Genomic DNA, 26,944 nt, shown 5'->3' with positions numbered 1-26,944 from the left:
AAGTCGCTTCATGTTTTTACGGTGATAGCGCGAAGAATGCTTGTGCGATGTCCCCTTCGCAAGTTGGATTGTTTTGTGACCAAAATCTCTTCCCTGCTCTGGTGCCCCGCTTCGGCCCTAAAACTTCATCCTCGCCTCCTTTTAAGTGGTTTGGTTTTGACCGCCAGTTTAGGCCCCGTTGGGGCACTCGAATTGGATTTGTCGCTGACACCTGCCTCCAAAGAGTTGCAGGATAAAGTTGCAGCCCAAGCGCTTTTGACGCCGTTGGCGGCCTCCGATGAGGTGGACACACTGGACGTTTTGGCCTCGGCACAAGCTGATTATCAACGGATTTTGGCGGTTCTCTATGAGTTGGGCTATTTTGGTTCGACGGTTTCCATCAAGCTGGATGGCCGCGAAGCCAGTGGTTTGTCGACGATTTCACCGCCCCAAAGTATCTCTCAAGTAACGATCACCGTGACGACGGGGAGCGAATTTAAGTTCGGAAAAGCCCAGATCGCCCCGCTCGCACCTGCGTCCAAACTCCCGCCAGAGTTTGCAACGGGACAAGTTGCGAGTACCAGAGTTTTGGAAAGCAGCGTCCAAGGGGCGGTTTCCGACTGGAAAGACTCAGGCTACCCAAAAGTTGTGCCAAATAAACAGAAATTCACAGTGAACCACAATTCCAACCTCTTTAATGCCGAGGTGGAATTGGCAACGGGTCGCCTCGCGCGGATCGGAAAAGTCACCGTTTCAGGTAGCGAAAACGTCCGTCCAGAGCGGGTGATCGCGATCTTGGGGATCGAAGAGGGGAAAATCTATTCGCCCGAAGATCTTAAAGACGCGGAAACGCGTTTGCGGCGCACGGACGCGTTTAGGTCGGTTGTTTTGACTGAGGGTGAACAGATTAATGCCGACGGGGCGCTTCCTATCGAAGTGGAGGTTCAAGATCAAATCCCACGAAGGTTTGGATTTGGCGGCGAAATTTCTTCGGATGAAGGCGCAACGGTCACGGCCTATTGGATGCATCGCAATTTGACGGGCGCCGCGGACAAGTTGCGTTTCGAGGGCGAAGTCAGCGGCATTGGCAGTTCTTATGGCGGCGCCGAAGGGCGTTCGGAATTCAACATTACTGCCCGCTACGAACGGCCCGCAGCCTTTGCGCGCGACACAGACTTTTTTGCCCTCGGCAGTCTCGCGACCATAGATGAAGAAACATACAACCTTGAACAAGCGATCCTCGGCGTGGGTATCCAGCGCTATGTGACCGACGAATATCAATACCAGTTTTCAATGGGGTTGCTCCATGCGCGTGAAGAAACCGTCTTTGGCAAGGATACTTACACGCTGCTGACCGGGTTGTATGAAGGAACAATCGACTATCGGGACAATGCTCTGCGCCCCACCAGCGGATATTTTATTCGCCCAACCCTTTTGCCCTATGTCGACGTAGAGGGCGCGCGCACCGGTTTGCGCGCTTATATTGACGCGCGCACGTATTTTGGCTTCGGCGAATCGAAAAATACAGTCATAGCGTTGCGCGGACAGCTTGGTTCAATCGTGGGCACCTCTATTGAGGATACACCCGCCAACTTCCTGTTCTATTCTGGCGGGAGTGACACAGTCCGTGGCTTTCCGTATCAATCGCTTGGTGTTGTTGTGAACGGGGAAACGGTCACGGGGGGGCGGAGTTTTGCGGGGATGTCGGCGGAATTGCGCCAGATGTTTGACAGCGGTTTTGGCGTGGTAGGATTTACCGACATTGGCTATGTCGGTGCGAATTCCACGCCCGATGGTTCGGGCGAATGGCAAGTCGGGGCAGGGATTGGCGCACGCTATGACACGGGAATTGGCCCGATCAGACTCGACGTGGCTGCACCCGTTGGTGGCAGTTTTGACGCGAGTGGCGTTCAGTTTTACATAGGAATTGGAGAAGCGTTTTGAAATCCCTTATCGCTATTGCCGCCCTGTGTTTTTGCCTCGCGTCTCCAGTGTTTGCACAGGAAGAAGAACGCGGTGGCTTTTTGCAAACACAACTCGAAGACAGCCTGAGTGGGGAAGGACGGATCGTCAGAATTACCGGCTTTAAAGGCGCATTGAGTTCAGTCGCCACGATGGAAAAATTAACGATCGCCGACAGCGACGGCATCTGGTTGATCGTCGAGGGCGCTTCTTTGAATTGGGAACGCGCCGCGCTTCTAAGGGGGCGGGTGATCGTCAGGGAAATGACCGCAGATCGGATTGAAGTCGTTCGAAAACCAATCGCCGTTCCTAGCGAAGCCCCCGCAGCGGAGGCAACTGAATTTAGCTTGCCGGAATTACCTGTCTCCATCGACATTAAGAACGTAAGTGTGCCTGAAGTCAAATTGGGAAAAGACATTGTTGGGAGGGCGCTTGAGCTGTCTTTGGACGCGTCGGCAAGCTTGGAAGGGGGCTCGGGACAGGCCACATTTTCGGCGCAGCGTACTGACGACGCGGACGGAGAATTTACATTTAGCGGAGGCTATGCGCGGGACACGCAGGCGCTGGATGTCGAGTTTGATTTTAGCGAAGATGCGGGCGGAATTGTTGCCCAACTATTGAAAATTCCTGACACGCCCGCGCTGGAGGCCTCAATTACGGGGCACGGTCCGCTTGCTGATTTTACCGCCGAATTTTTCCTCGCGAGTGCGGGTGAAAAGAACATCGAAGGCAGTGTTGAACTCATTCAAACCCCTTTTGGCGTGGTCGGATCCGAAGGGGCAACACCGCAAAAATCGCAAGGGTTCAAGCTTAAGCTCGGCGGTGATGTCACCGCGCTTTTTGCGCCCGAATATCGCTCGTTTTTTGGTCCAGACCTGTCCTTGAAGTTGGAAGGGGTACGGGAACCCAGCGGCGCGTTGGATCTTGAGAACTTCTCTCTCCAAGCGCAAACTATTGATTTGAAAGGGGGCGCGCGCCTTTCTCCCGAAATGTGGCCAACCTTGCTAAACATTAAGGGAAACGTGAAAACCAAAGACGGCACGCCCGTGCTTCTTCCTTTGTCGGGGTCGAAAACACTTGTTGATAGTTTGAATCTTAACCTCAGTTATGACGCCCACAAAGGATCGGGTTGGCAGGGGAGTTTGGGCCTTGTTAACCTTGTTCGAGATGAGGTGGAACTTGCGTCAGCCCGGCTGTCGATGGCAGGAGAATTTGAAAGCAAAGTACACAAAGTCACTGGTGTAAACGCAAATGTTACCTTTGCGACTGAAGGCCTTGTTCTGGCGGATCCGGCGTTGTCACAGGCCTTAGGGACGACCTTGAAAGGGCGCGCCTATGTGGCATACAAACCGCAAACGCCTTTGGTTGTTCATAACGTTTCTGTTGAAGGCAAGGGCGTGGCTTTTAGCGGCGATTTCGATATTGGCGGCCTATCGGACGGGCTTCCCACTGACCTAAAAGCGGCGCTAACTATAGATGATCTTTCGCAATTCGCGGCCCTCGCAAAACAACCGATCGCGGGGGGAGCAAACCTGTCTGTTTCGGGCAGTGTCGAAGCTCTTTCAGGTATTTTTGACGTCATAATCGAAGGAGAGACGCAGGATTTGGCCGTGGGGATTTCCCAAGCTGACCCGTTGATTGCCGGGGTCGGAAATATCTATCTCGATGCCGCGCGCGACAGCGAAGGCACGACCCTACGCGCCTTTAAAATCACAACACCGGAACTTTCACTGGACGCGCATGCAGACGTCGACGCAGATGACGGCACGTTTGTTTACGAAGCCAAGTTACGTGACTTGGCACTGATTTTGCCACAATATCCAGGGGGCGTGACCCTTGAAGGGACAGCCAATCTAAGCGCGGACGGCGTCGTTCTGGACACGTCAATGACCGGGCCACTGGGCACCACGGCCAAAGTTTCTGGGCTTGTCACAGGCCCGAATGCGAACATGTCCATTCAGGCGCATTTAGACGATCTTGGCGCAATTGTTGCGGCTTTGCCTGGGAGTGTGGATCTCGACGGGACACTCAAAAAACAAGGTGCGGATTGGCATGTATCAACGAATGTGAATGGCTCGATGGGGATTTCCGCGAAGGCCGAAGGGTTGGTTTTGGAGGACCAAAGTTTGGATATGAAGGTGTCTGGAAGCGCACCGCTTGGCCTTGCTGGCCCCTTTATCACTCCGCGGACCCTGTCGGGGACCGCGCAATTTGATTTGGCGATAAAGGGCGTTCCAAGTCTGAATGCCGTTTCGGGACAGGTTACCATCTCGAACTCCGAGGTTGTGGCACCGAATTTCCAACTTGCGCTCAAAGACCTTGGCGCCCAAGTCACCCTCAACAATTCCAGCGTAAACATTGATGCCAAGGCGAATGTGTCCTCAGGTGGGTCTTTGACGGTGCAGGGGGGGATGTCGTTGGTTGGTGGATACGAGGCGAATTTGGCGCTGGCGCTTCAGGCGATTCAGTTGTCCGACCCCGCCCTGTATTCCACGTCGGTAAACGGGAACGTGGCGGTGAACGGACCGTTGCTTGGAGGGGCGCTTATCTCGGGATTGATCGACATTGGCGTCACGGAAATTACCGTGCCCGCAGGCAGCATTGCCTCGGTCACCAGCATTCCACAAATGGATCATATTGGAGCCTCCGCTGCCGTTCGGGCTACCCTTGAGCGGGCCGGTCTCGACAAAAAACCCGAGAAAACCGGAGCCTCTGGGAATTCGGGCGGGCCCGTGTATCCGCTGGATGTGACAATTTCTGCGCCAAGGCAAATCTTCATTCGCGGGCGCGGGATCGACGCGGAACTTGGTGGAAAAATAAGGCTTACAGGCACCACAGCCAATATTGTTTCAGTCGGTGCCTTTGAGCTTCAACGCGGGCGCATTAACATTCTGGAGAGGCGCTTTGAGTTGACGGATGGTGAAGTCCTTCTCGAAGGTAGCCTCGATCCCCGTCTAAATTTACGCGCAACGACGACCATTCCAGATGGAGAGGCGAGCATTGTTGTGGGGGGCTTTTTGTCTGAGCCTGAAATCACCTTTGAATCGTCGCCCGAAGCGCCCGAGGACCAAGTGCTTGCGATGATCTTCTTCGGGGTTTCCATCGATGACATGACGCCGTTTCAATCGCTCCAACTGGCCTCGGCGGTTGCGACATTGGCGGGACGCGGCGGCACAAGTGTCATCGGCAAACTGCGCGAGAACCTTCCCGTAGATGACTTCGAACTGGATGCAAACGAGGATGGCGTGGCGACTCTAAATGTCGGCAAACACCTCACCGAGAACGTCTATTCAAACATTGCCGTCAACGCCCAAGGCGATACTGAAATCTCGCTCAACTTGGATTTGACTGAAAAACTTATAGCCAAAGGAACCACCAGCAGCGACGGTAGTTCCTCGATTGGCATATTTTTTAACACCGACTACTGAGCATGCGCGTGTTTTCGTTTTCGCGCCAATAGGTTGAGCATTTCGACGAAGGCCGCAAAGGCCATCGCGGCGTAAATATACCCTTTTGGCAGGTGGTGGCCGAACCCATCCGCGATAAGGACCATGCCGATCATCAGAAGGAAGGCGAGGGCCAACATCACCACGGTGGGGTTGGCGTTCACAAAGGACGACACGGGACCCGCCGCGAGGAACATAACGCCCACGGCGATAACCACCGCGACCACCATAATTGGCAATTCCGATGTCATCCCAATGGCCGTCAAAATACTGTCGATTGAGAAAACCGCATCCAGAATGATGATCTGGGTGACGACGGAGGCAAAGCTCGCGACCTCTTTGGATTTGAACATTGTATTGGCGGGGTCGGGTTGAACTTTGTGCTGAATTTCGGTGGTCGCTTTCCATACAAGAAATACGCCGCCAGAAATGAGAATGATATCGCGCCAAGAAAAAGCGGTTTCGAACGCGGGGGTTCCGTGGGTGTCGAGTGGTCCTGTAATTCCCAAGTCAAACACAGGGGCGGTGAGGCCAACGACCACGGAAATAACGGAAAGCAACGCAAGTCGCAGGATAAGCGCGAGGGAGATACCGATCTTTTGGGCATGGCGCTGTTGCTTCTCTGGAAGCTTGCTTGAGACCACTGAAATGAAGATGAGGTTATCGATTCCAAGGACGATCTCAAGTGTCACAAGCGCCAAAAGAGCAGCCCAAGCTTGGGGTGAAAGGAGTAGGTCGATCATGGAAAACCTCAAATGTTGGTCGCGTTACGATCCGACACTTACAAGATTTTTGAGGGATTAGTCCAAAGGTTTCATGCGCGGGGCTGAACAAGACCCCCGCACAATCAGGTCGCCGTGGAGGAGGGACGTCTCTGTGGGGATGCTGCGCGTGGGGAGGAAGTCCAACAAATGTGTCATCGCGATCTCGCCAATTTGGCTGCGAGGCTGACGGATTGTTGTGAGAGAAGGCGTTATATTATTGGCGAAGGGGATGTCGTCGAACCCTACGACCGAAAAATCGGCAGGGACATTGAAACCACGAGATTGCAGCGCGGCGATCACCCCGATTGCGGTATTGTCATTGTAGCAGAAAAAGGCCGTGGGGAGGGTGTCGCGGATAAACAGGCGTTCGATTGCGCTGCGGCCTCCCTCGGTGGTGCCATCGCCCTGAACCCGCCAAACAGAACTTTGATTGAAAGCCTCCGTGAGGGCCTCGCAATATCCCCGATGGCGATGTTCCGAGAGGGCGTCGCCGGGGGGGCCTGAGACGTAAACAATTCTCTTATGACCAAGGGAAATAAGGTAGTCGGTCGCAACTTTGGAGGCAGCAGCATCATTGACGCCAACATAGCTTATGTCAGGGCGATTGATCGGACGCGCGGCCGCCACCATTGGCGGAATTTTGGTTGTTGGGTGTTGCAACCAACCTGCGACAGGGAGGTGGCCTGTTAGAAGGATTAAGCCGTCAGCCATACCCGTTGAAAGGAAGCGCAGATGCTTTTCCTCAAGTAAAACATCCCCCTCCGTGTTCCCGATCAAAACGCCATACCCCCGCGCCTTGGCGACTTTTTCGAGGCCCGTTAGGATGCCTGGAAAATTGGGGTCGGCAATCGACTGGGCTAGAACCATCACCATTTGCGAGCGCTGCATGCGCAGGTTTTGTGCCATAGCGTTTGCCGTGTAGCCCGTCCTTGCGATGGCCGCCGTGACCTTCTTGCGGGTGCTTTCGGCCACTTTTTCTGGCATCCGAATCGCTCGACTCACTGTCGCAATCGAGACACCCGCAAGTTTTGCGACATCCTCGATTGTGGCGGGTCTTGGAGAGGGTTGTTCCAAAGTCAGTGTGGCCTTTTTGAAATTTCGAACTTCAAAATAATGTTAAAAGTCCAATGGTTGCAGCAAGTTTGAGGAGTTTAAAACGGGACGGCACAAAAGAGCAATGAAAAGGTTTACAGGAGTTTATGAAAAGGTTTACATTATTCTTGAAAAGGTTTTCATAATTGGGAACAAAGCGCGGGAGGCGACTTGTTCTAGGGGGAGGAGAAGACATGGCCGATGGAGGTTTCCATGATACGCCAGTGCTGTCCGCAGAGCGGGTAAGCAAGTCTTTCGGGGCGATTCCTGTTTTGTTCAGTATCAGCTTTGATCTGCGCGCAGGGGAAGTTCATGCGTTGATTGGGGAAAACGGCGCGGGGAAATCCACGCTTATGAAAGTGATGTCTGGTTTTATCCCCGCAACCTCGGGCTCTCTGCGTGTTGACGGCAAGGAGGTTAACTTGCCACCCAACGGGCAAGCAGAAGACCTTGGGATTGTTCTTATTCACCAAGAGCTAAACTTGGCCGAACAAATGACCGTTGAAGAAAATATTTTCTTAGGTCGCGAGATCGTGCGTAACGGGGTTTTGAACCGTCGGGAGATGACTGCACAGGTTCAAAAGATGTTTTCCGACGTTGGCTTAGACATCTCTCCCAAGGCGCGAATTTCGAGTCTTTCCATTGCTCAAAAGCAAATGGTTGAGATCGTCAAAGCCACTAGCCGCAATGCGCGCGTATTGATTATGGATGAACCAACAGCGGTTTTGACTGAAGCGGAAACCAGTGTTTTCTTTGAACAAGTCGCGAAGTTAAAGAAGCGTGGCACGGCGATTATGTTTGTGTCGCACAAATTGCAAGAAGTGAAAGAAATCTCGGATCGCATTACAATCTTGCGCGATGGACAATGGATCGCAACCAAGCCAGCAGATGAATTCACACTGGATTCGATGGCACAGATGATGGTTGGGCGCGAATTGTCCGATCTTTATCCGCCAATTCAAGAAGCTGATGTGGACGCGCCGCGCGTTTTGGAAGTTTCTAATTTAACGACAAAGAATGTGCGTGGCATCAGTTTTGATTTGCGAGCTGGCGAAGTTTTGGGCTTCTCGGGGCTGATTGGGTCAGGGCGCTCGGAAGTTTTTGAGTCGATTTGTGGCCTCTCGGAAATCGAAAGTGGCACGATCAAAATCGACGGCGCCGAAGTGCGGTTTTCGTCTGTGGCCCAAGCCCGCGATGCAGGCGTGGTTTACCTCACGAAAGATCGTAAATCCAAAGGCTTGCTCATGGAGCAGGGGATGCAAAAGAACATGACCCTGCTTGCGCTGCCAAAATTTGTGAAGAATTTCATGTTGGACAAAGGAGCCGAAGAGAAGGCGCTGGCACGCGGTGTGCGCCGCTTTGATATTCGCGCGCGTGACCCCAACGTCAAAGCTGGCGATTTGTCCGGCGGCAACCAACAGAAACTTCTTCTCGCCAAGGTTATGGAGTGTAATCCGCGTGTTGTTATCATCGACGAACCCACGCGCGGTATCGATGTAGGCACCAAGCAGCAGATTTATCATTTCATCGCGGCCCTCGCGGCTGAGGGAATGTCTGTGGTCGTGATTTCATCAGAGATGCCGGAAATTATCGGCATTTGCCACCGCGTTTTTGTGATGCGCGACGGGCGTATCATGGGGTCTGTGACGGGCGACGCCATTAATGAAACAGAGATCGTGCGCTATGCCGCTGGTCTGAAGGAAGAGGTGCGGGATGTCTGATTCAGCCACAACCACAGAAACAAAAAGCTGGCTTTCGTCAGTCGATTTTAAAACACTTGGGCCAGCGATCGCGTTGATATTGCTCTGTATCGTTGGATTTTCACTGAATTCAGCGTTCTTGAGTGAAGGTAATATCACCAATCTCCTCACGAGGTCCGCGTTTATCGGCATCATCGCGATTGGCGCCACATTCGTTATTACAGCTGGTGGAATTGATCTTTCGGTTGGGTCCATGGCTGCGGTTATCGCCGGCGTGATGATCATCGTGATGAACAGCGCAGTTGAAATCATGGGCACAGGTGTCGCGACGGTTCTTTTGGGCTGCGGTGTGAGTGTAATTTTGGGCGTTGGCGCTGGCTGGGCAAACGGATTTCTGACCACTAAAGGAAAAATCGAAGCCTTTATTGTCACCCTCGGGACCATGGGGATTTTCCGCTCGCTTGTGACCTATTTCGCAGACGGCGGCACCTTGTCGTTGGATTATGGCATCCGTGAAACCTATCGCCCAGTTTATTATGAGGCGTTCTTTGGGCTGCCCGTACCGGTTTGGGTGTTCATTTTTGTGTCGATCGCGGGCTGGGTTTTGCTTAACCGAACCGCCTTTGGCCGCTATTGCACGGCAATTGGCTCCTCCGAAAGCGTGGCGCGGTATTCGGCGATTAAAGTCGACCGCATCAAAACATGGACCTATGTGATCCAAGGGCTTTGCGTGGCAATGGCAACCATTATCTATGTCCCGCGTCTTGGCTCGGCCTCCTCAACGACGGGTGTCCTTTGGGAGTTGGAGGCGATTGCTGCGGTGATCATCGGCGGCACGGTCCTCAAGGGCGGCTACGGGCGGATTGGCGGCACGATTTTGGGGGCGCTGATCCTGACAACCATTGGCAATATCCTGAACTTTACGGATATGATTTCGAATTATCTGAACGGCACAATGCAAGGTCTGATTATTATTATCGCCGTTTGGTTGCAGCGCGCGGACTGGGGCAAAAAATCCAAGCCAAAATCCTAGCGTTGAAATGTGCGTCAAGGAGAGGCGCACAAAAGAAGGGGCCGGACCTAAAAAGGGCGGCTAAGATTGAAACTTAGGGAGGAAGATTATGAAACTGAAAACATCACTATTCGTCGCCGCAGTTACGGGGGCCATGGCCCTTGCCAGCGCCGCAATCGCGCAGGACCAAATTAAAATTGGGGTCTCATACCCAACGCCAACCCATGCTTGGGCGGCTGGGATGAACTGGCACGCAGAACAAGCCGAAGCGCGTCTCGAAGCTCTGTATCCAGACGTAGACCTTATCCTTGTGAACTCGCCAGATCCCGGTGCTCAGGCTTCCGCGATTGAGGATCTTGTCTCGGTTCACCAAATCGACGCACTTGTGGTCCTGCCGTTTGAGTCCGAGCCACTGACGGATCCAGTTTTGAACGTCAAAAAAACTGGCGCCCTGATCACGGTTGTGGATCGTGGCCTGAGCTTGCCCGGAATCGAAGACATTTATGTTGCGGGCAACAATCCTGAATTGGGTCGCGTGTCGGCGCAATACATGAAAACGCGTTTGAAAGAAGGCGATAACATCGTTGTTCTACGCGGGATTCCAACCATCATCGACAATGAGCGGTTCGATGCGTTCATGGCCGAAATGGAAGGCTCCGGCGTGAATATTCTCGACCACAAACACGCCAACTGGAATCGCGACGACGGTTTTGAAGTCATGCAAGACTTCCTAAGCCGTTTCCCCGATATCGATGCGGTTTGGGCCCAAGACGATGACATCGCCATCGGTGTTGTGGCGGCTTTGAAACAAGCTGGTCGCGACGGTGACGGCATGTTTGTTGTCGGCGGTGCTGGCATGAAAGAAACCATCAAATCGATCATGGATGGTGAAACATTGATACCAGTTGACGTCCTGTATCCACCAGCGATGATCGCCACGGCGATGGATGTAACCGTTGCCGCCTTCAAGTCCAACGGTCCGGTTTCTGGTCGTTATATTCTGGGTGCGACTTTGATCACGCCCGAGAACGCAGCAAGCTTCTATTTCCCCGACTCTCCTTTCTAGATTCTCCCAAGATCAGACAGTGAAGACGGGAATACGGGGGAGCCTTTCGGGGCTCCCTTTTTTGATTCGGGCTGGTTGTGAACGCTTGGAAAACCGCAGGGCAAAAAAAATGGCCTCGAAAATGCGTGAACATTTCCGAAGCCAATTTTTACAACGCAAAGCGTTGAAATGGTGGGCGATCCTGGAATCGAACCAGGCGTGAGTCGCCTCGAGGGAGTTACAGTCCCCTGCCACACCTTGCGGCCTATCGCCCAACAAGGGGTGAGATACTAGCCCTAGATTGGGGCGTCAACAGGAAAATACCTTGCATCTACACCTAGGCTCTGCGCATTGTCCGCGGCGCAATAAACTAAAGGCGGTGGACCATGGATAAACCTAAATGGGTGATTGAAAAAGAGCAGGACAAACGCTTGGCACGGGCCTCTCGCGTTTGGATGTTTGGGATTCACGCCGTGCGCGACGCTTTGCGCAACCCCAATCGGGAACGGCTGCGATTGATGGTCACCCAAAACGCGTATGATCGTTTAGAGAGTGACATCTTGGCCAGCGGCATGGAGCCGGAAATCGTGCCCACACGCAAATTTTCCGCCCCGCTTGATCCCCAGTCAGTTCACCAAGGCGCCGCATTGGAAGTTAAGCCGCTCGATTGGGGGCCGATTGAGGAAGTCTGCCTTGCTGCGGACGGTCAGGTGCCACGTGTGATCCTGTTGGACCGCGTGACGGACCCACATAACGTTGGGGCGATTCTGCGCTCTGCGGAAGTGTTTGGGGCGCGGGCCGTGATTGCACCAGAACGCCACTCGGCTCCGGAAACGGGTGCATTGGCAAAGACCGCTTCCGGCTCGCTAGAGCGTCAGCCGTATCTGCGGATTCGCAATCTCGCGGATGCCATCGAAAAACTGCAACAAATGGGCTATTTGGTTGTCGGTTTGGATGGCGATGCCGAGGAGTCTATTGAGGACGCGGTTGTCGGTATGACGGACCGTCCCATCGCTTTGGTCTTTGGGGCCGAGGGGCCTGGCTTGCGGGAAAAAACCAAGGAAACCGTTGATAAGTTAGCGAAAATTCCCTATGCGGCCGACTTCGGGTCGTTGAATGTTTCCAATGCTGCTGCGGTCGCGCTCTATGCTGTTCGCCCGAAATAGGCGCTGACGTCTTTCTCGCGGGCTGTCACGGTTGCGTTAGGGGTCTTGGGTTCTTTGCCATTTGTTGCCAAATTTAGAGCAACAGAAAGGATTCTCATGTTCTCTCGTCGCCATTTCCTCGCAATGGCGGGCGCTGCCCCGCTTGCGACTCTCGTTGCGCCACCCGCTTTTGCGGGCAATGACTACGTGTTCAATACCCACGGGGTGGCCATCAATGGCTATGATCCCGTTGCCTATTTTACTGAAAGCAAACCCGTGCAGGGGATGATGAAATATGCGGTGAAATGGGAAGGCGCGATGTGGGTGTTTTCGTCGATGCACAACGCTGAGATCTTTATGGGGAACCCGCGTGCCTATGCTCCCAAATACGGGGGCTATTGCGCCTATGCGATGTCCAAAGGGGCTGTTGCAACCACGGAACCCGATGCATGGACGATACACAAAGACCGCTTGTACCTAAACTACAACACAACGGTTCGAAGTGTTTGGCAGGAAGATATGCCGGGCAATATCGCTCTTGCCAATGGGTTCTGGCCTTCAGCATTGATGTAGTGTGATCACGTTTTCTTGAGAAACCCTTAACATTTTGAACTCAGTACCCATTTTTTAAAGAGTAGGGTTTGGAACACCCTCGCAAATACTGTCCCTCGTTCCACACTAGCGCCCGAGCTTTCCCCAGTTCGGGCGTTTTTTCTTGTGTGAAATGGGACGATTCGAAAGGTTTTAGGGATGAAACATACAGATCAAACGCTGCGCGAAATCTTTACCGACACGAGGGTCATTGCCTGTGTTGGCATGTCGAAAAAACCGGAACGAGCGAGTTATTACGTCTCTGAGTTCCTCAAGGATAAGGGGTTTCGCATCATTCCTGTTAATCCCGTCTATGTGGGGCAGACGCTGTTGGGCGAACCCGTCCGCACCAGTTTAACGGCAATTGAGGCCGATATCCAAGTCGATATGATCGATATTTTCCGCAGAAGCGAAGATGTGTTGCCCGTTGTGGAGGAAGCCCTTGCGCGTTTTCCGAATCTCAAGGTGATTTGGATGCAGTTGGGGATAGAGAATGCGCAAGCGGCGGAATTTGCAGAGGCGCGGGGCGTTACTGTCATTCAAAACCGCTGTCCCAAAATCGAGTATCCGCGCCTGTTTGGTTAACGCGATGCCTTTTCGGCAATCCCTGACGTTCCTGCGCGGTGGGCCAATTCGGCTTCGACCTGCGAAAGGGATACGCCGCGCGACTGCAACATAACCAGCAAGTGAAAAAGCACGTCGGCGCTCTCTTTTACGAGTTCGTCTTTGTCGTCTTTTACCGCAGCAATGATCGCCTCAACGGCTTCCTCACCAAATTTCTCGGCGCATTTCTCGGGCCCTTTAGCGAGGAGTTTCGCGGTCCAGCTGCTGGTTGGATCGGCGCTGGCACGCTCGGAAATTGTCTGGGCAAGTTTCGCGATTTCACTCATCTGTCTAGCCTCACATTGATACCATTTGCGGCCATGTATTCCTTGGCTTCGCGAATGGTGTAGTCCCCAAAGTGGAAGATCGACGCGGCAAGTACTGCGGAGGCTCCGCCCAGTGTCACACCTTCGACGAGGTGATCCAACGTGCCGACACCACCTGAGGCAATCACCGGTACAGAAACCGCATCCGAAATCGCGCGGGTAAGGGGCAAGTTGAAGCCTGCACGGGTTCCGTCACGATCCATCGAGGTGAGCAGGATTTCCCCAGCGCCCTTGGAAACAACGTTTTTCGCAAATTCAACCGCGTCAATACCGGTCGCTTTGCGGCCACCGTGGGTAAAGATTTCCCACTTACCAGGGGACACGGTTTTCGCGTCGATGGCGACCACGATGCACTGGCTTCCGAAATGGTTCGCCGCGTCGGCGATCACGTCGGGATTGGCAACGGCGGCGGAATTGAAGCTCACTTTATCCGCGCCAGACAACAGCAATTTTCGTACATCATCACGAGTGCGCACACCGCCGCCAATAGTAAGCGGCATGAAACAATGTTCCGCCGTGCGCCGCGCCAAATCATACATGGTGCCGCGATTTTCGTGGGTGGCTTTGATGTCGAGGAAACACAACTCGTCCGCCCCCGCAGCGTCATAAGCTTTTGCGCTTTCTACGGGGTCGCCCGCGTCGATCAAATCGACGAAGTTCACGCCCTTCACGACACGCCCTTCGGCGACATCTAGGCAAGGGATGATGCGGGTCTTGAGCATGGCGGCGGCTCCGTGATGAAGAATTTCTTTGTCATAGGGGAAACACCGCTTCCCGACTAGGGGGCGTTAAGCGGTTTCGCCTTTTAGCACTTTGAGCGCTTGGGCCAAGTCGATCGCGCCATCATAGAGCGCACGACCGGAAATCGCGCCATTTAGGTTGGCTCCGCAATCGCGAAGCGCCCGCAGGTCGGCCAATGAGCTGACACCGCCCGAGGCGATAACGGGAATGGTCACCGCGCGGGCGAGGGCGGCTGTGGCTTCGACGTTGGGACCCTTCATGGCGCCATCGCGGTTGATATCGGTGTAAATGATCGCCGATACGCCCGCATCCTCAAAGGATTTGGCGAGGTCTGTGACCATCACGTCGGTTTCCGTCGCCCAGCCTTTGGTGGCCACACGGCCGTTGCGCGCGTCAATTCCAACGGCGACTTTTCCGGGGAACTCGCGGGCGGCTTCGCGCACGAGGTCGGGGTTTTCAACGGCGACGGTTCCAAGGATGACGCGGGCGAGGCCTTTGTCGATCCAGCGCGCGATAGTTGCCATGTCGCGGATACCTCCGCCAAGTTGGGCGGGGACGCGGCATTGCTTCAGAATCGCTTCAACAGGGGCGGCGTTGACAGGCTCGCCCGCGAATGCGCCGTTTAGGTCAACCAGATGGAGCCACTCGCACCCAGCTTCGACGAACTCCAGCGCTTGGGCTGCTGGGTTCTCGTTGAAAACGGTTGTCTGGTCCATATCGCCCTTGAACAGGCGCACGGCGTTGCCGTCTTTGAGGTCGATTGCGGGATAGAGGATCATGAAACTGGCCTGTTTTGAGCTGAGTTAGCGCCTTTTGACATGGTTCTTGTGGGAAAGCAAAAGCTATGGCGCGAAAAATGCGACCCAACGTCATGGTTGATCGAAGCAAGAATTCTGGCGCAGGTTTGCTTTGAAACGGGAGGATACTGAATGAAAACACTACTTACAGCCGCAGCAGCGCTTGTTCTATCTGTCGGCGCAGGGTTTGCGGATCCGATTGACGGCACATGGAAAACCGAAGTCGATGATGGGGCCTATGCCCATATCGCCGTTGCGCCCTGTGGCGACAAAATTTGCGGCGTGATTGCGCGCACCTTTGATTCTTCGGGGGAAACCAAATCGCCGAACATCGGCAAGCAGTTGGTTTGGGATATGAGCGTGAAGGGCGAGGGGGCCTATGCGGGCGGCAAAATTTGGCAACCCTCCAAAGACAAAGTGTATAAGTCCAAAATGGCTTTGAACGGCAATACGCTTAAAGTTTCGGGCTGTGTTGGCCCTATCTGTAAGAAACAAACGTGGTCGCGCGTGAATTAAGCGCCATGTGAGAAAGCCCTGCCGATTGGCGGGGCTTTTAATGTTTTAGGGTTTCCATTTCAGGAAGTTGGCAATCATCCGCAGTCCCGTTTGTTGGGATTTTTCCGGATGAAATTGCATGCCGATCAAATTGTCACGTCCGACAATCGCGGTGATTTCTTCGGCGTAATCCACATGCGCCAAACGGTGGGCACGATTTTTGACGCGGAAATGAAACGAATGGACAAAATAGGCGTGATCACCCGTCGAAATCCCCTCCAGCACTTCGTGGGGGTGATCCAAAACGAGGTCGTTCCACCCCATATGCGGGACTTTTAGCGTGGGGTCCGAAGGGGCGACTTTGACGACATCGCCGCCGATCCAATCAAATCCCGCGGTGTCTGTATACTCATGGCCTGTGGTTGAAAGCATCTGCATCCCGATGCAAATCCCCATGAAGGGGCGGCCCCGTGCAACGACGACCTCCTCTAAGGCTTCAAACAATCCCGTGTGGTCAAAAAGCTCGGCTTTGCAGGCAGGAAACGCGCCATCTCCGGGCAAGACAACTCGATCCGCCCGCAAGACATCGGCCGGGTTGGAAGTGACGATGACGTCACCCGCGTTTGTCTCGGAGGCCATGCGTTGGAACGCTTTTTCGGCCGAATGCAAGTTGCCGCTGTCATAGTCAATGATCGCCGTGAGCATTTACAACGCACCCTTTGTCGACGGAATCGCATCCGCTTTGCGCGGATCGATTTCAACCGCTTCACGCAATGCGCGGGCCACCGATTTGAAGGTCGCCTCGGCGATGTGGTGGCTGTTGAACCCGTGCAATTTGTCGACATGCAGGGTGATGCCGCCGTGGGTGCTGAGGGCCTGAAAGAATTCGCGGACCAATTCGGTGTCGAAGGTGCCAATTTTTGGCGTTGGCATGTCGACGTTCCAAATGAAATAGGGCCGTGCAGAGAGGTCCAGCGCAGTGCGGATTTGCGAGTCATCCATCGCCAACAGGAAAGACCCATAGCGTCGAATCCCTCGTTTATCACCAAGCGCTTGGCTCAAAGCCTGACCAATCGCGATTCCCACGTCCTCGACGGTGTGGTGGTCGTCGATGTGCAAATCCCCGCTGGCGCGGACGGTCAGATCGATGAGCGCGTGCCGCCCAAGTTGATCCAGCATATGATCAAAGAAGCCCACACCCGTTTTGTTGTCGTACAGACCGGTCCCGTCGAGATTGATTTCGACCGAAATATCAGTTTCTGCAGTCTTGCGCGTAATTTTTGCGGTCCGCATGTCAGGTCTCCTAAGTTTTTTCCATCTTATAGGCGTGCAGGGCGACCAGATAAAGAGCGCACTTAACGGTGAACGAAAGCCCTCTGAATATGTGTTCTAGGCCTCACGCCAATAGCCATTTTCGAGCCCTTCGATGGACCAATCGCCGATTCTGTAGCGGATCAGGCGCAATGTAGGGGCCCCAATATGGGCCGTCATGCGACGGACTTGGCGATTGCGGCCCTCTGAAATCGTGATCGAAAGCCAACAATCGGGCACCGTTTTGCGGAATCGAACAGGGGGGATTCGGGGCCAAAGGCCTGTGGGTTCGGTCATCCGCTCCACTTTGGCGGGTTTGGTCGGGCCATCTTTGAGGGCGACACCACGGCGCAGGTTTTCGATATCGGCGTCGCTCGGGGTGCCTTCGACTTGCACCCAATAGGTTTTTTCCATTTTGAATTTCGGGCTGGCAATCTTGTTTTGCAATTTGCCGTCGTCCGTCAAAAGCAACAGGCCTTCACTATCCCGATCAAGGCGTCCCGCCGCGTAAACTTTTGGAACTTTGATGAAATCAGAAAGGGTTTGGCGCGTACTGCCTTGCGAGCCCGAGTCCGTAAATTGCGAAAGCACATCAAAGGGTTTGTTGAAAAGGATCAGAGTCATGCCCCTAAATGCCAGAGCAAAGCGAAGGGGGCAACAGGTGGGAAAGTATAAAATTTCCTTCACATTTTATCGAATATTACCATTTTGATAAGATTTTCCCTTTATCAGGGCAATTACAACCTTCGCGCGGTAAAGTGACAGGGCAGCCCTTGCAGGTCCCTGTTGGGACTATTACTACTTCTAAGCTAAGTGGATCCGCGTTGACGTGAAGACGCAAAGAGTAGGCAGGCAAATATGAACGACCCAGTTGAGACGTATATGAACCTCGTGCCCATGGTGGTCGAGCAAACGAGTCGCGGCGAGCGCGCCTATGACATTTTCTCCCGCTTGCTCAAAGAGCGGATTATTTTCGTAAATGGCCCCGTGCACGACGGGATGAGTCAGCTTGTTGTGGCCCAGCTTTTGCACCTTGAGGCCGAAAACCCCGAGAAAGAAATCTCGATGTATATCAACAGCCCCGGCGGCGTGGTGACATCTGGATTGTCGATTTATGACACGATGCAATACATCAAACCCAAAGTGAGTACATTGTGCATTGGGCAAGCGGCTTCTATGGGGTCACTTTTGCTTGCGGCGGGCACCAAAGGCATGCGTTATTCTCTGCCCAACAGCCGTATCATGGTGCACCAACCTTCGGGCGGATACCAAGGGCAGGCGACGGATATTCTTATCCATGCTCAGGAAACACAAAAACTCAAGGACCGCTTGAATGGCATTTATGTCAAACATACAGGTCAAGATATGAAGACCGTCGTCGACGGGCTTGAGCGTGATAATTTCATGTCTGCAGAAGAAGCTAGAGACTGGGGTCTCATTGATGAGATCGTTGAGAATCGCGAAAAAAGCGACGCATAAGGGCGCGTTGGTTTCTACCGATGCGTTAACGGCACAATGATTTTGCCGTTGTACAAGAAAATTGGCTGTCCTAAGCTAGGGCCTAAGGCAGCCTAAACAACGTTTATTACGGTTTGACTGGGCGCAATGCGGCCACCAGAGATCAAACAAAGGATCACCATGGCAAAAACGACGACTGGCGACAGCAAAAACACACTTTACTGTTCTTTCTGTGGAAAGAGTCAGCATGAGGTTCGTAAACTTATTGCAGGACCAACGGTCTTTATTTGCGATGAATGTGTTGAACTTTGCATGGACATCATCCGCGAAGAGACCAAGTCTAGCGGTCTGAAAGCCACGGATGGCGTTCCGACACCGAGTGATATTTGTGAAGTTCTTGATGATTATGTTATTGGCCAGGCGCACGCAAAGCGTGTGCTCGCCGTTGCTGTGCATAACCACTATAAACGTTTGAACCACTCCGGTGGTACAGGCGACATCGAACTTGCAAAGTCCAACATTATGTTGGTTGGCCCAACGGGTTGCGGGAAGACCTTGCTCGCGCAAACACTTGCACGCATTTTGGACGTTCCGTTCACCATGGCGGACGCCACAACCTTGACCGAAGCGGGCTATGTCGGGGAAGATGTCGAGAACATCATCCTTAAATTGCTTCAGGCCAGCGAATACAATGTTGAACGCGCGCAACGTGGCATCGTCTATATTGACGAAGTCGATAAAATTACACGCAAATCTGACAATCCGTCGATCACTCGCGATGTGTCGGGCGAGGGTGTACAGCAGGCGCTTCTGAAAATTATGGAAGGGACGGTTGCTTCCGTGCCTCCACAAGGGGGGCGTAAGCACCCACAGCAAGAATTTTTGCAGGTCGATACCACTAATATTCTGTTCATCTGTGGCGGCGCGTTTGCCGGCCTCGACAAGATCATTGCTGCCCGTGGTAAAGGTAGCGCGATGGGATTCGGTGCCGATGTCCGCAATAACGACAATCGGGGTGTTGGGGAGATTTTCCAAGAGTTGGAGCCAGAAGACCTTTTAAAGTTCGGTTTAATCCCTGAGTTTGTCGGGCGCCTGCCTGTGATTGCAACTCTTGAGGATCTTGACGCGGATGCGCTGGTGACGATTTTGACCAAGCCTAAAAATGCGCTGGTCAAACAATATCAGCTGTTGTTTGAACTTGAAAACGCGGAATTGAAGTTCACCGACGACGCCCTCAAAGCTATCGCCGGTCGCGCCATCAAACGCAAAACGGGCGCGCGGGGGCTTCGGTCCATTCTTGAAGAAATCCTTCTGGATACAATGTACGAACTCCCAGATATGGGCAGCGTAACGGAAGTGGTTGTAAACGAAGAAGCTGTCTTAAGCGACGCGTCGCCTCTTTTGGTCCATGGTGATGAAAAAGCTGAGCCCGTAAGCGCGGGCTAATGAAACTCGAGTTCTGGGAAGAGGAGTATCTCTTTCCCAGAACTATTTAACCGCTAGATACCTGATAAATTGGCTTCAGCGGCAAATTGCCTTACCTTCGCGCGTATGGACTAGACCTCAGGCGCGAGTTGCGGCATATCTACCCCAACGATTTTCGGAGACTCCTATGCGCTTTATTCTCAGCTTGATCACATGGTGGAACAGAGAAACTTTGGGGACACGTGTATTTACGTGGCGCAAAGGGATCAAAGTTGGCGAAGATGCCGCTGGTAATTTATTTTACAAGAACAAGGACGGCTCCAAACGGTGGGTCATCTTTAACGGCGATATCGAAGCGAGCAAAGTTTCGCCAGATTGGCATGGTTGGCTGCATTTCACATGGAACGACACGCCGACCGATGCGCCTTTGACCCATAAGGTTTGGGAGAAACCCCACCAAAAGAACACAACAGGCACGCTCGCGGCTTATGCGCCGACAGGGTCGCTGCGACAAGCTTCACCTGCGAGTCGCGCAGATTACGAAGCTTGGCAGCCAGAATAACAATGAGCGATTCTCCAGCTCAAATCATAGTGGGCAGTGCCGTTTTGGTTGTTGCTACAGGGTTTCTGATCTTTGCAGGACAAGCAACTGGATTTGGAAGTAGCCGCGCTGGCTATGAATTGTCTGCAAGCTTTCGTTCCGCAGAAGGTATTACCGTTGGCTCAGACGTGCGTCTTGCCGGTGTAAAAATCGGATCCGTCACCAAAATGGCCTTGAACACGCAGACATTTTTCGCGGACACTGAAATAACGCTCTTCGATGGTATCCAACTGCCGGATGATAGTGCCATAACTATTGCCTCAGAGGGTTTGTTGGGCGGCAATTTCGTTGAAGTCAGTCCCGGCGGATCGCTTTCGAACTTCCAAGCCGGTGCCGAAATTGAAGATACACAAGGTGCAGTCAGTCTCATATCGTTGTTGATGAAATTTGTCTCCGGGAGCGGCGCAGAATGACCCGCTCTCTGTGTGCCGTTTTGGCTTTTTGCGCAATGCCGGCGTTTGCTCAGACCATTATTGAAGAGCCTTTGCCGTCCTTTGACGAAGAGTTGGGGATCATTGGCATCACGACTGAGAACCGCAGCCTAGACGTCCTAAATTCCAACGGCGATCCTTTTCTAGAAAGCGTTGAGATTGAATCCGTCGAGCAGGTGTCTCAAGGTACGGGCGCTGTTCTGCGCGGGTTGGATAGGGTGAGTACTGAGCTTCAGGACTTTGAACTGGCGACAGGCGAAAGCTTTATGGTCGGTCCATTGCTCGTCACTTTAAAAGAGTGTCGTTACCCGCAGGACAATCCCTCTGGTGATGCATTCGCCTATCTGACTATTGAAGATCGCCTGCAGGGTGAAATCGTTTTTGAGGGCTGGATGATTGGGTCCGCTCCTGCGCTCAATGCTTTGGATCACTCGCGGTATGACGTCTGGGTGTTGCATTGCAAAACGTCTTCGGGCGACGATATCGCTCCTGCTGAGTAGAAATTCGCATCGACTCGGAGCGCAGAAAATAAGCGTTTCCGGTAGGTTTCTCTTGGAATTTCCTGTGCTCCGAGTGAGAGCAGATGGGGCGTGACAAATTGTGTGTCAAATAGGGTGAAACCGCACCGACAAAGCCTGTCTACTAGATAGGCCAGAGCGATTTTTGAGGTGTCACGGCGACGTGAGAACATGCTTTCTCCAAAAAATACTCCCCCTAATGTGACGCCGTAAACCCCGCCGACAAGGGTGTGGGTGTCCCAAACTTCGATTGAATGCGCAAAACCCAATCGATGCAGTTCTTGGTAGAGATCAAAAATTTCGGCATTGATCCATGTCTCCGCTCGATCCGCGCATGCCGCAACCGTTCCAGAAAAATCGCTGTTGATTCGAATGTCGAACGACGAGGTTCGCAAGGTACGCGCCAAACTGCGTGAAATGTGAAACCCGTCGAGCGGAATAACGCCACGGCGGTGTGGGTCGACCCAAAATATATCAGGGTTTTCGCGGCTTTCAGCCATCGGGAATACGCCAGACGCGTAGCCATTGAGCAATATTTCTGGCGTTAAAGGGTCAGACATTCCCAGTCTCAGCATATGAAAACGCCCACCCGAATAAGGGCAGGCGTGTGATTCTCAAGAAAGGTTTGCTTCGAGCCAGCGTTCAAGCCAGTGGATGTCGTAATTCCCCGTTTGGATGTCTTCCTCCGCGAGGAGCATGTCAAACAGCGGCAAGGTGGTTGCGACGCCATCGACGATCAGCTCGCCTAAGGCCCGCTGCAGACGTGCGAGCGCTTCGGGGCGATCACGCCCGTGGACGATCAATTTGCCAATCAAACTGTCGTAATATGGGGGGATCGTATAGCCGTCATAAAGTGCGCTATCCATACGGACCCCCAAGCCACCCGGCGCGTGGAATTGCGTGATACGCCCAGGGCACGGGGCGAAATTCGGTAGGCGTTCGGCGTTAATCCGCACCTCAATCGCGTGACCGTTAATGACAAGGTCGTCTTGGCCAAAGGACATTTCAAGGCCTGAAGCTACCCGAATTTGCTCACGCACCAGATCAATGCCAAAAATGGCTTCGGTGACCGGATGCTCAACTTGAAGGCGGGTGTTCATTTCTATGAAATAGAACTCCCCATTTTCGTAGAGAAATTCGATTGTACCCGCGCCAACGTAATTGATCCGCGCACAGGCGTCAGCGCAAACTTTACCGATTTTGTCCCGCAACTCTTGGGTGATGCTCGGGCCGGGGGCTTCCTCAAAAACTTTCTGATGGCGACGTTGGAGCGAACAATCCCGCTCGCCCAAATGCACGGCTTGGCCTTTGCCGTCGCCAAAGACTTGGATTTCGATGTGACGCGGCGTGCCGAGATATTTTTCGATATAGACTTCGTCATTGCCAAACACCGATTTGCCTTCAGAGCGGGCTGTGCGGAAGGCAACTTCGAGATCGGCTGCGGATTTGGCAAGTTTCATGCCACGGCCACCACCGCCCGCTGTTGCCTTGATGATCACCGGGTAACCAACTTCGTTTGCAACTTTTTGCGCGGTCTCGTAATCAGGGACGCCCCCGATTGAGCCAGGAACGCATGGCACACCAAGTTTTAGCATGGTCTCTTTGGCGGTAATTTTGTCGCCCATCGTGCGAATGTGTTCCGACGTTGGGCCGATAAACGCGATGTCATGGTCTTCGAGAGCTTGCACGAATGCCGCGTTTTCAGACAGGAAGCCATAGCCGGGGTGGATCGCTTGAGCGCCCGTGATTTCACACGCCGCAATGATCGCCGCCACATTGAGATAGCTGTCGGTGCTGGAAGGGGGGCCAATACAGATTGCTTCGTCGGCCATGCGCACATGCATGGCGTCTGAGTCCGCAGTGGAATGGACGGCGACCGATTTGATCCCCATCTCGCGACAAGCGCGGATCACGCGTAGCGCGATTTCTCCACGGTTGGCGATTAGAATTTTTTCAAACATAGGGCGCGCCTTATTCGATGATCATCAATGGTTGGCCATACTCAACGGCGTCGCCGTCGGTGATCAAAATCCGCTTAACCGTGCCGGACGCAGGGGAAGGAATATGGTTCATTGTTTTCATCGCTTCGATGATCATTAATGTGTCGCCTTCGGTAACTTTGCTACCCACACTTACGAAATTAGCTGCACCGGGTTCGGCCGCCATATAAGCGGTTCCAACAACGGGTGAAGGCACCGCGCCGGGATGGTCAGACGGATCTTCACTGACGACCGCAGGAGCGGATGCGGGTGCAGAAGCCACAGCCGCAGCAGGGGCTGCAACGGGGGCGGCTGCAACGGCGGCAACAACATTGGTTTGTTTGCTAACACGAACATTCAAGCAATCGTCGTCGCCATACTCGCGTTTGACATGCAGCTCGGTGAGATCGTTTTCATTTAGAAGTTCTGCAAGGGCCTTAATGAATGCCACATCTGAATCGTGATTTTTTGTCATGCCGTCCTCGATGTTTTCCGTTACCGCTTCTTTGGCAGCAACATGCCAAATTGTGTTTTAGACGCTTATAGCCAGTTGCCAAGTGATAGAAAAGCATTCCTACAACAATTCTTGACCTTACGAGAGCGAAAACTCAAGATTTTGTTACAGAAGTTGTAGCGGAGGCAGAATTTCAGGGTTGTTAGAAGAATTCTATGGAGTGAATGGACCCAAACTCTGCTCTTGGCACCGTGATGCCACGAGATTCTGCCGCATTTATACTGGAAGTTTGCTTGATTTATAATCATTTTTAGAGCGGCATTTTATTTTTTGACCATTTAGTCAATAAATTGCTTTGAAAGTGCTAAAACATGTGCAACGCTCTGGATATCAAACACGCCAGCAGGGAGGCACCTATGCCGAACAGCCAGTTTACCCCCGGAATCGCTTCGGGAAGGTTGTCAGACACGGACTACAACGAGAATTTTTCCGATCTTCACGCGCCTCTTGAGGTCCATGAGGCCGCAGTTGCGGCAGATCGCTGCTATTTTTGTTATGACGCTCCATGTATGACCGCCTGTCCGACGAGCATCGATATTCCATTGTTCATTCGCCAGATTGCCACGGGAACACCCGACGCAGCAGCGAGAACAATTTTTAATCAAAACATTCTGGGCGGAATGTGCGCTCGGGTCTGCCCGACGGAAACGCTTTGTGAAGAAGTTTGTGTGCGCGAAACCGCCGAGGGGAAACCTGTCGAAATCGGCCGTTTGCAGCGATTTGCAACAGATACGTTGATGGCAAAGGGTGTTCATCCCTATGTACGGGCTGCGGCGACGGGCAAAAAAGTTGCCGTTGTTGGAGCCGGACCAGCGGGTTTGGCCGCAGCGCATCGGTTGGCGATGAAGGGGCATGATGTGACCCTGTTTGACGCGCGCGCTAAAGCTGGTGGGTTAAATGAATTTGGGATTGCCGCCTATAAATCCGTTGACGAGTTCGCAGAACGCGAGGTCGCGTGGCTTTTGGAGATCGGCGGAATTACCGTTAAAACAGGGAAGGCCTTGGGAGGAAACCTTGCGCTCGAAACCCTTCGCGCGGAGTATGATGCTGTGTTCCTTGGTATTGGTCTTGGGGGAGTAAACGCTCTTCGTGCGCCAGGGGAAGACAAAGATGGTGTCTTGGATGCCGTTGATTTTATTTCAGATTTGCGCCAAGCAGATGATCTTTCTGCCCTTCCCGTTGGCCGCAATGTTGTGGTGATCGGCGGCGGGATGACCGCTGTCGACGCCGCAGTCCAAAGCAAACTATTGGGGGCGGAGAACGTCACAATGGTTTATCGCCGTGGTAAAGAAGCCATGAGCGCAAGTGTTTATGAGCAAGAATTGGCAACGGCCAAAGGCGTTCGGATTATCTACAACGCGCAACCTAAAGCCGTGCTTGGAAATGGCGCCGCGTCGGGCGTTGAGTTTGAATATACCACCTCGGAGCGCGGCGCATTGCAAGGGACGGGGGAGGTTTTCACCGTTCCCGCGGATCAAGTATTCAAAGCCATCGGCCAAACGCTAATCGAAACCCCAGAGGGTATCGCAATGGCGGGCGGCAAAATCCAAACCTCGGAAACGGGCGCAACAAACATTGCGGGAATTTGGGCTGGCGGAGATTGCGCGAGTGGCGGCGATGATCTTACTGTCACAGGGGTCGCCCAAGGGCGCGATGCCGCAGAAGACATTCATACATTTTTGATGGGAGGTGCCTAAGTCATGGCCGATCTAACAAGCAATTTCGTTGGCATCAAATCACCCAACCCATTTTGGCTGGCCTCAGCTCCGCCAACCGACAAAGAATACAACGTTCGCCGTGCCTTTGAGGCCGGTTGGGGCGGGGTTGTCTGGAAAACACTCGGTTCCGAAGGGCCGCCTGTTGTGAACGTAAACGGCCCACGGTATGGCGCTATTTTCGGAGCGGATCGCCGTTTGCTCGGTCTCAATAATATCGAGCTGATTACCGATCGTCCTTTGCAGACAAACCTTCGTGAAATCAAAGCGGTAAAGCGGGATTATCCCGACCGCGCGATGATCGTATCCCTCATGGTGCCTTGCGAAGAAGACGCGTGGAAAGCTATCCTACCCGTTGTCGAAGAAACGGGTGCGGATGGAATTGAACTCAACTTTGGCTGCCCCCATGGGATGGCGGAGCGCGGAATGGGCTCGGCTGTTGGGCAGGTGCCAGAATACATCGAAATGGTCACACGGTGGTGCAAACAAAACACCCGTATGCCTGTGATTGTGAAGCTCACACCCAACATCACTGACGTGCGCAAGCCTGCGGAAGCCGCGCGCAGAGGCGGCGCGGATGCGGTGAGTCTAATCAATACGATCAATTCCATCACCAGCGTCAATCTTGATGCAATGAGCCCTGAGCCCATGATCGATGGCAAAGGCACACACGGCGGATACTGCGGTCCAGCGGTGAAGCCGATTGCGATGAATATGGTTGCGGAAATCGCCCGTAATGCCGAAACGGCGGGTTTGCCAATTTCGGGAATCGGCGGCATTACCACTTGGCGCGATGCGGCCGAATTTATGGCACTTGGTGCTGGCAATGTTCAGGTCTGTACGGCCGTTATGACTTACGGTTTTAAAATCGTCGAAGAGATGATTTCAGGTCTGAGCGAATGGATGGATGAGAAGGGCCACACCAATACCGCAGATTTCGTTGGCATGGCTGTGCCGAATGTAACTGATTGGCAGTATCTCAACCTGAACCACGTCACAAAAGCAGTCATCAACCAAGACGATTGTATTAAATGTGGTCGGTGTTACGCAGCTTGCGAAGACACAAGCCACCAAGCAATTTTAATGTCCGAAGATCGTGTTTTCACGGTGGACGACAGCGAATGCGTGGCGTGCAACCTTTGCGTTAATGTGTGTCCTGTCGAAAACTGCATCACGATGACAACGCTCGAAGATGGCGCGATTGACGAGCGGACGGGCGAGAAAGCCGGTGGGTATTCCAACTGGACACAACACCCCAACAACCCGTCGTTCGCAGCAGAATAACAGGTAATAT

27 protein-coding genes and 1 tRNA gene are annotated in these 26,944 nt (G+C 53.2%); 16 read left to right on the top strand and 12 right to left on the bottom strand.

The features are described from left to right. Nucleotides 1–75 precede the first annotated feature (75 nt). Both AB9F27_RS14345 and AB9F27_RS14340 read left to right on the top strand, forming a co-directional pair. Complete coding sequence (locus AB9F27_RS14345) at nt 76–1,923, top strand: autotransporter assembly complex family protein (RefSeq protein WP_335585770.1); 1,848 nt, start codon at nt 76–78, stop codon at nt 1,921–1,923. Further along, a complete protein-coding gene (locus tag AB9F27_RS14340) occupies nt 1,920–5,369 on the top strand; it encodes a translocation/assembly module TamB domain-containing protein (RefSeq protein WP_335585769.1) in 3,450 nt (1,149 codons plus the stop codon). Before AB9F27_RS14345 ends, AB9F27_RS14340 begins: the two co-directional genes overlap by 4 nt. Here AB9F27_RS14340 and AB9F27_RS14335 read toward each other — a convergent pair. Both AB9F27_RS14335 and AB9F27_RS14330 read right to left on the bottom strand, forming a co-directional pair. Next, nucleotides 5,363–6,130 carry a TerC family protein gene (locus tag AB9F27_RS14335; protein WP_335585768.1) on the bottom strand — a complete coding sequence of 256 codons (768 nt, stop codon included), beginning with the start codon at nt 6,128–6,130 and terminating at the stop codon, nt 5,363–5,365. The two genes, AB9F27_RS14340 and AB9F27_RS14335, sit on opposite strands and share 7 nt — an antisense overlap. Before the next feature lie 57 nt (nt 6,131–6,187). Further along, a complete protein-coding gene (locus tag AB9F27_RS14330; protein WP_335585767.1) occupies nt 6,188–7,225 on the bottom strand; it encodes a LacI family DNA-binding transcriptional regulator in 1,038 nt (345 codons plus the stop codon). A gap of 212 nt (nt 7,226–7,437) precedes the next feature. Between AB9F27_RS14330 and AB9F27_RS14325 the strand changes: the two genes are divergently transcribed. The 3 genes from AB9F27_RS14325 (at nt 7,438) to AB9F27_RS14315 (ending at nt 11,021) form a co-directional block, all read left to right on the top strand. Next, the gene (locus tag AB9F27_RS14325; RefSeq protein ID WP_369757885.1) at nt 7,438–8,964 is read left to right on the top strand and encodes a sugar ABC transporter ATP-binding protein; all 1,527 of its coding nucleotides are present in this window, start codon (nt 7,438–7,440) and stop codon (nt 8,962–8,964) included. Then, nucleotides 8,957–9,976: an ABC transporter permease gene (locus tag AB9F27_RS14320; protein ID WP_335585765.1), complete on the top strand. Its 1,020-nt coding sequence runs from the start codon at nt 8,957–8,959 to the stop codon at nt 9,974–9,976. Before AB9F27_RS14325 ends, AB9F27_RS14320 begins: the two co-directional genes overlap by 8 nt. An 88-nt stretch (nt 9,977–10,064) precedes the next feature. Continuing rightward, nucleotides 10,065–11,021: a substrate-binding domain-containing protein gene (locus AB9F27_RS14315; protein ID WP_335585764.1), complete on the top strand. Its 957-nt coding sequence runs from the start codon at nt 10,065–10,067 to the stop codon at nt 11,019–11,021. A gap of 169 nt (nt 11,022–11,190) precedes the next feature. Here the strand turns inward: AB9F27_RS14315 and AB9F27_RS14310 are convergent. Further along, nucleotides 11,191–11,274: transfer RNA gene (locus tag AB9F27_RS14310), tRNA-Tyr, on the bottom strand. A 112-nt stretch (nt 11,275–11,386) separates the two neighbouring features. On the opposite strand from AB9F27_RS14310, the gene rlmB reads away from it, so the two are divergent. From rlmB to AB9F27_RS14295, 3 genes are all read left to right on the top strand, one after another. Then, complete coding sequence (gene rlmB, locus AB9F27_RS14305; RefSeq protein ID WP_335585763.1) at nt 11,387–12,166, top strand: 23S rRNA (guanosine(2251)-2'-O)-methyltransferase RlmB; 780 nt, start codon at nt 11,387–11,389, stop codon at nt 12,164–12,166. A 96-nt stretch (nt 12,167–12,262) separates the two neighbouring features. Next, a complete protein-coding gene (locus AB9F27_RS14300) occupies nt 12,263–12,718 on the top strand; it encodes a YHS domain-containing (seleno)protein (protein WP_335585762.1) in 456 nt (151 codons plus the stop codon). A 177-nt stretch (nt 12,719–12,895) separates the two neighbouring features. After that, complete coding sequence (locus tag AB9F27_RS14295) at nt 12,896–13,321, top strand: CoA-binding protein (protein ID WP_335585761.1); 426 nt, start codon at nt 12,896–12,898, stop codon at nt 13,319–13,321. Here AB9F27_RS14295 and AB9F27_RS14290 read toward each other — a convergent pair. From AB9F27_RS14290 to hisA, 3 genes are all read right to left on the bottom strand, one after another. Next, entirely contained in the window at nt 13,318–13,626 is a 309-nt protein-coding gene (locus AB9F27_RS14290) for a phosphoribosyl-ATP diphosphatase (protein WP_335585760.1), read from the bottom strand. The two genes, AB9F27_RS14295 and AB9F27_RS14290, sit on opposite strands and share 4 nt — an antisense overlap. Further along, nucleotides 13,623–14,387 carry an imidazole glycerol phosphate synthase subunit HisF gene (hisF, locus tag AB9F27_RS14285; RefSeq protein WP_039002543.1) on the bottom strand — a complete coding sequence of 255 codons (765 nt, stop codon included), beginning with the start codon at nt 14,385–14,387 and terminating at the stop codon, nt 13,623–13,625. The genes AB9F27_RS14290 and hisF overlap by 4 nt, the downstream gene beginning before the upstream one ends. A 66-nt stretch (nt 14,388–14,453) precedes the next feature. After that, nucleotides 14,454–15,185 (bottom strand): 1-(5-phosphoribosyl)-5-[(5-phosphoribosylamino)methylideneamino]imidazole-4-carboxamide isomerase, encoded by a 732-nt coding sequence (hisA, locus tag AB9F27_RS14280; RefSeq protein ID WP_335585759.1) that lies wholly within the window; start codon nt 15,183–15,185, stop codon nt 14,454–14,456. Nucleotides 15,186–15,335: 150 nt separating this feature from the next. Here hisA and AB9F27_RS14275 point away from each other — a divergent pair, with 150 nt between their 5' ends. Then, complete coding sequence (locus AB9F27_RS14275) at nt 15,336–15,719, top strand: DUF2147 domain-containing protein (protein ID WP_039002541.1); 384 nt, start codon at nt 15,336–15,338, stop codon at nt 15,717–15,719. A 45-nt stretch (nt 15,720–15,764) separates the two neighbouring features. On the opposite strand, the gene hisH is transcribed toward AB9F27_RS14275, so the two are convergent. The 3 genes from hisH to AB9F27_RS14260 all read right to left on the bottom strand — a co-directional run bounded on the left by hisH (nt 15,765) and on the right by AB9F27_RS14260 (nt 17,633). Then, nucleotides 15,765–16,403 (bottom strand): imidazole glycerol phosphate synthase subunit HisH, encoded by a 639-nt coding sequence (hisH, locus tag AB9F27_RS14270; protein ID WP_335585758.1) that lies wholly within the window; start codon nt 16,401–16,403, stop codon nt 15,765–15,767. Next, nucleotides 16,404–16,991, bottom strand: coding sequence for an imidazoleglycerol-phosphate dehydratase HisB (gene hisB, locus AB9F27_RS14265; protein ID WP_335585757.1), 588 nt, complete (start codon nt 16,989–16,991; stop codon nt 16,404–16,406). 96 nt (nt 16,992–17,087) lie between these two features. Beyond that, a complete protein-coding gene (locus AB9F27_RS14260) occupies nt 17,088–17,633 on the bottom strand; it encodes a pseudouridine synthase (RefSeq protein WP_335585756.1) in 546 nt (181 codons plus the stop codon). Between the two features lie 234 nt (nt 17,634–17,867). On the opposite strand from AB9F27_RS14260, the gene AB9F27_RS14255 reads away from it, so the two are divergent. From AB9F27_RS14255 to AB9F27_RS14235, 5 genes are all read left to right on the top strand, one after another. Beyond that, on the top strand, nt 17,868–18,488 hold the full coding sequence (locus AB9F27_RS14255; protein ID WP_039002536.1) for an ATP-dependent Clp protease proteolytic subunit: 621 nt from the start codon (nt 17,868–17,870) through the stop codon (nt 18,486–18,488). Nucleotides 18,489–18,647: 159 nt separating this feature from the next. Beyond that, entirely contained in the window at nt 18,648–19,913 is a 1,266-nt protein-coding gene (gene clpX, locus AB9F27_RS14250) for an ATP-dependent Clp protease ATP-binding subunit ClpX (RefSeq protein ID WP_039002609.1), read from the top strand. Nucleotides 19,914–20,079: 166 nt separating this feature from the next. Beyond that, nucleotides 20,080–20,454, top strand: a complete 375-nt coding sequence (locus AB9F27_RS14245; protein WP_335585755.1) for an NADH:ubiquinone oxidoreductase subunit NDUFA12 — start codon at nt 20,080–20,082, stop codon at nt 20,452–20,454. A 2-nt stretch (nt 20,455–20,456) separates the two neighbouring features. Continuing rightward, a complete protein-coding gene (mlaD, locus tag AB9F27_RS14240; RefSeq protein ID WP_335585754.1) occupies nt 20,457–20,906 on the top strand; it encodes an outer membrane lipid asymmetry maintenance protein MlaD in 450 nt (149 codons plus the stop codon). Next, a complete protein-coding gene (locus tag AB9F27_RS14235) occupies nt 20,903–21,424 on the top strand; it encodes a DUF2155 domain-containing protein (protein WP_335585753.1) in 522 nt (173 codons plus the stop codon). Before mlaD ends, AB9F27_RS14235 begins: the two co-directional genes overlap by 4 nt. Here AB9F27_RS14235 and aat read toward each other — a convergent pair. The 3 genes from aat to accB are packed head-to-tail and all read right to left on the bottom strand — an operon-like array spanning nt 21,352 to nt 23,896. Further along, nucleotides 21,352–22,002 (bottom strand): leucyl/phenylalanyl-tRNA--protein transferase, encoded by a 651-nt coding sequence (gene aat / locus AB9F27_RS14230; RefSeq protein WP_335585752.1) that lies wholly within the window; start codon nt 22,000–22,002, stop codon nt 21,352–21,354. The genes AB9F27_RS14235 and aat overlap by 73 nt on opposite strands. 54 nt (nt 22,003–22,056) lie before the next feature. Then, nucleotides 22,057–23,403, bottom strand: coding sequence for an acetyl-CoA carboxylase biotin carboxylase subunit (gene accC, locus AB9F27_RS14225; protein ID WP_335585751.1), 1,347 nt, complete (start codon nt 23,401–23,403; stop codon nt 22,057–22,059). Between the two features lie 10 nt (nt 23,404–23,413). Further along, the gene (accB, locus tag AB9F27_RS14220) at nt 23,414–23,896 is read right to left on the bottom strand and encodes an acetyl-CoA carboxylase biotin carboxyl carrier protein (protein WP_039002528.1); all 483 of its coding nucleotides are present in this window, start codon (nt 23,894–23,896) and stop codon (nt 23,414–23,416) included. Between the two features lie 395 nt (nt 23,897–24,291). On the opposite strand from accB, the gene AB9F27_RS14215 reads away from it, so the two are divergent. Both AB9F27_RS14215 and preA read left to right on the top strand, forming a co-directional pair. Beyond that, nucleotides 24,292–25,632, top strand: a complete 1,341-nt coding sequence (locus AB9F27_RS14215) for an NAD(P)-dependent oxidoreductase (RefSeq protein ID WP_335585750.1) — start codon at nt 24,292–24,294, stop codon at nt 25,630–25,632. A 3-nt stretch (nt 25,633–25,635) separates the two neighbouring features. Continuing rightward, nucleotides 25,636–26,934: an NAD-dependent dihydropyrimidine dehydrogenase subunit PreA gene (gene preA / locus AB9F27_RS14210; protein WP_335585749.1), complete on the top strand. Its 1,299-nt coding sequence runs from the start codon at nt 25,636–25,638 to the stop codon at nt 26,932–26,934. The last annotated feature ends 10 nt before the right edge of the window (nt 26,935–26,944 follow it).

The organism is Falsihalocynthiibacter sp. CO-5D18 (genome assembly GCF_041205445.1).
Taxonomy (GTDB): domain Bacteria; phylum Pseudomonadota; class Alphaproteobacteria; order Rhodobacterales; family Rhodobacteraceae; genus Falsihalocynthiibacter; species Falsihalocynthiibacter arcticus.
This window is presented reverse-complemented; position numbering and strand designations above follow the sequence as displayed.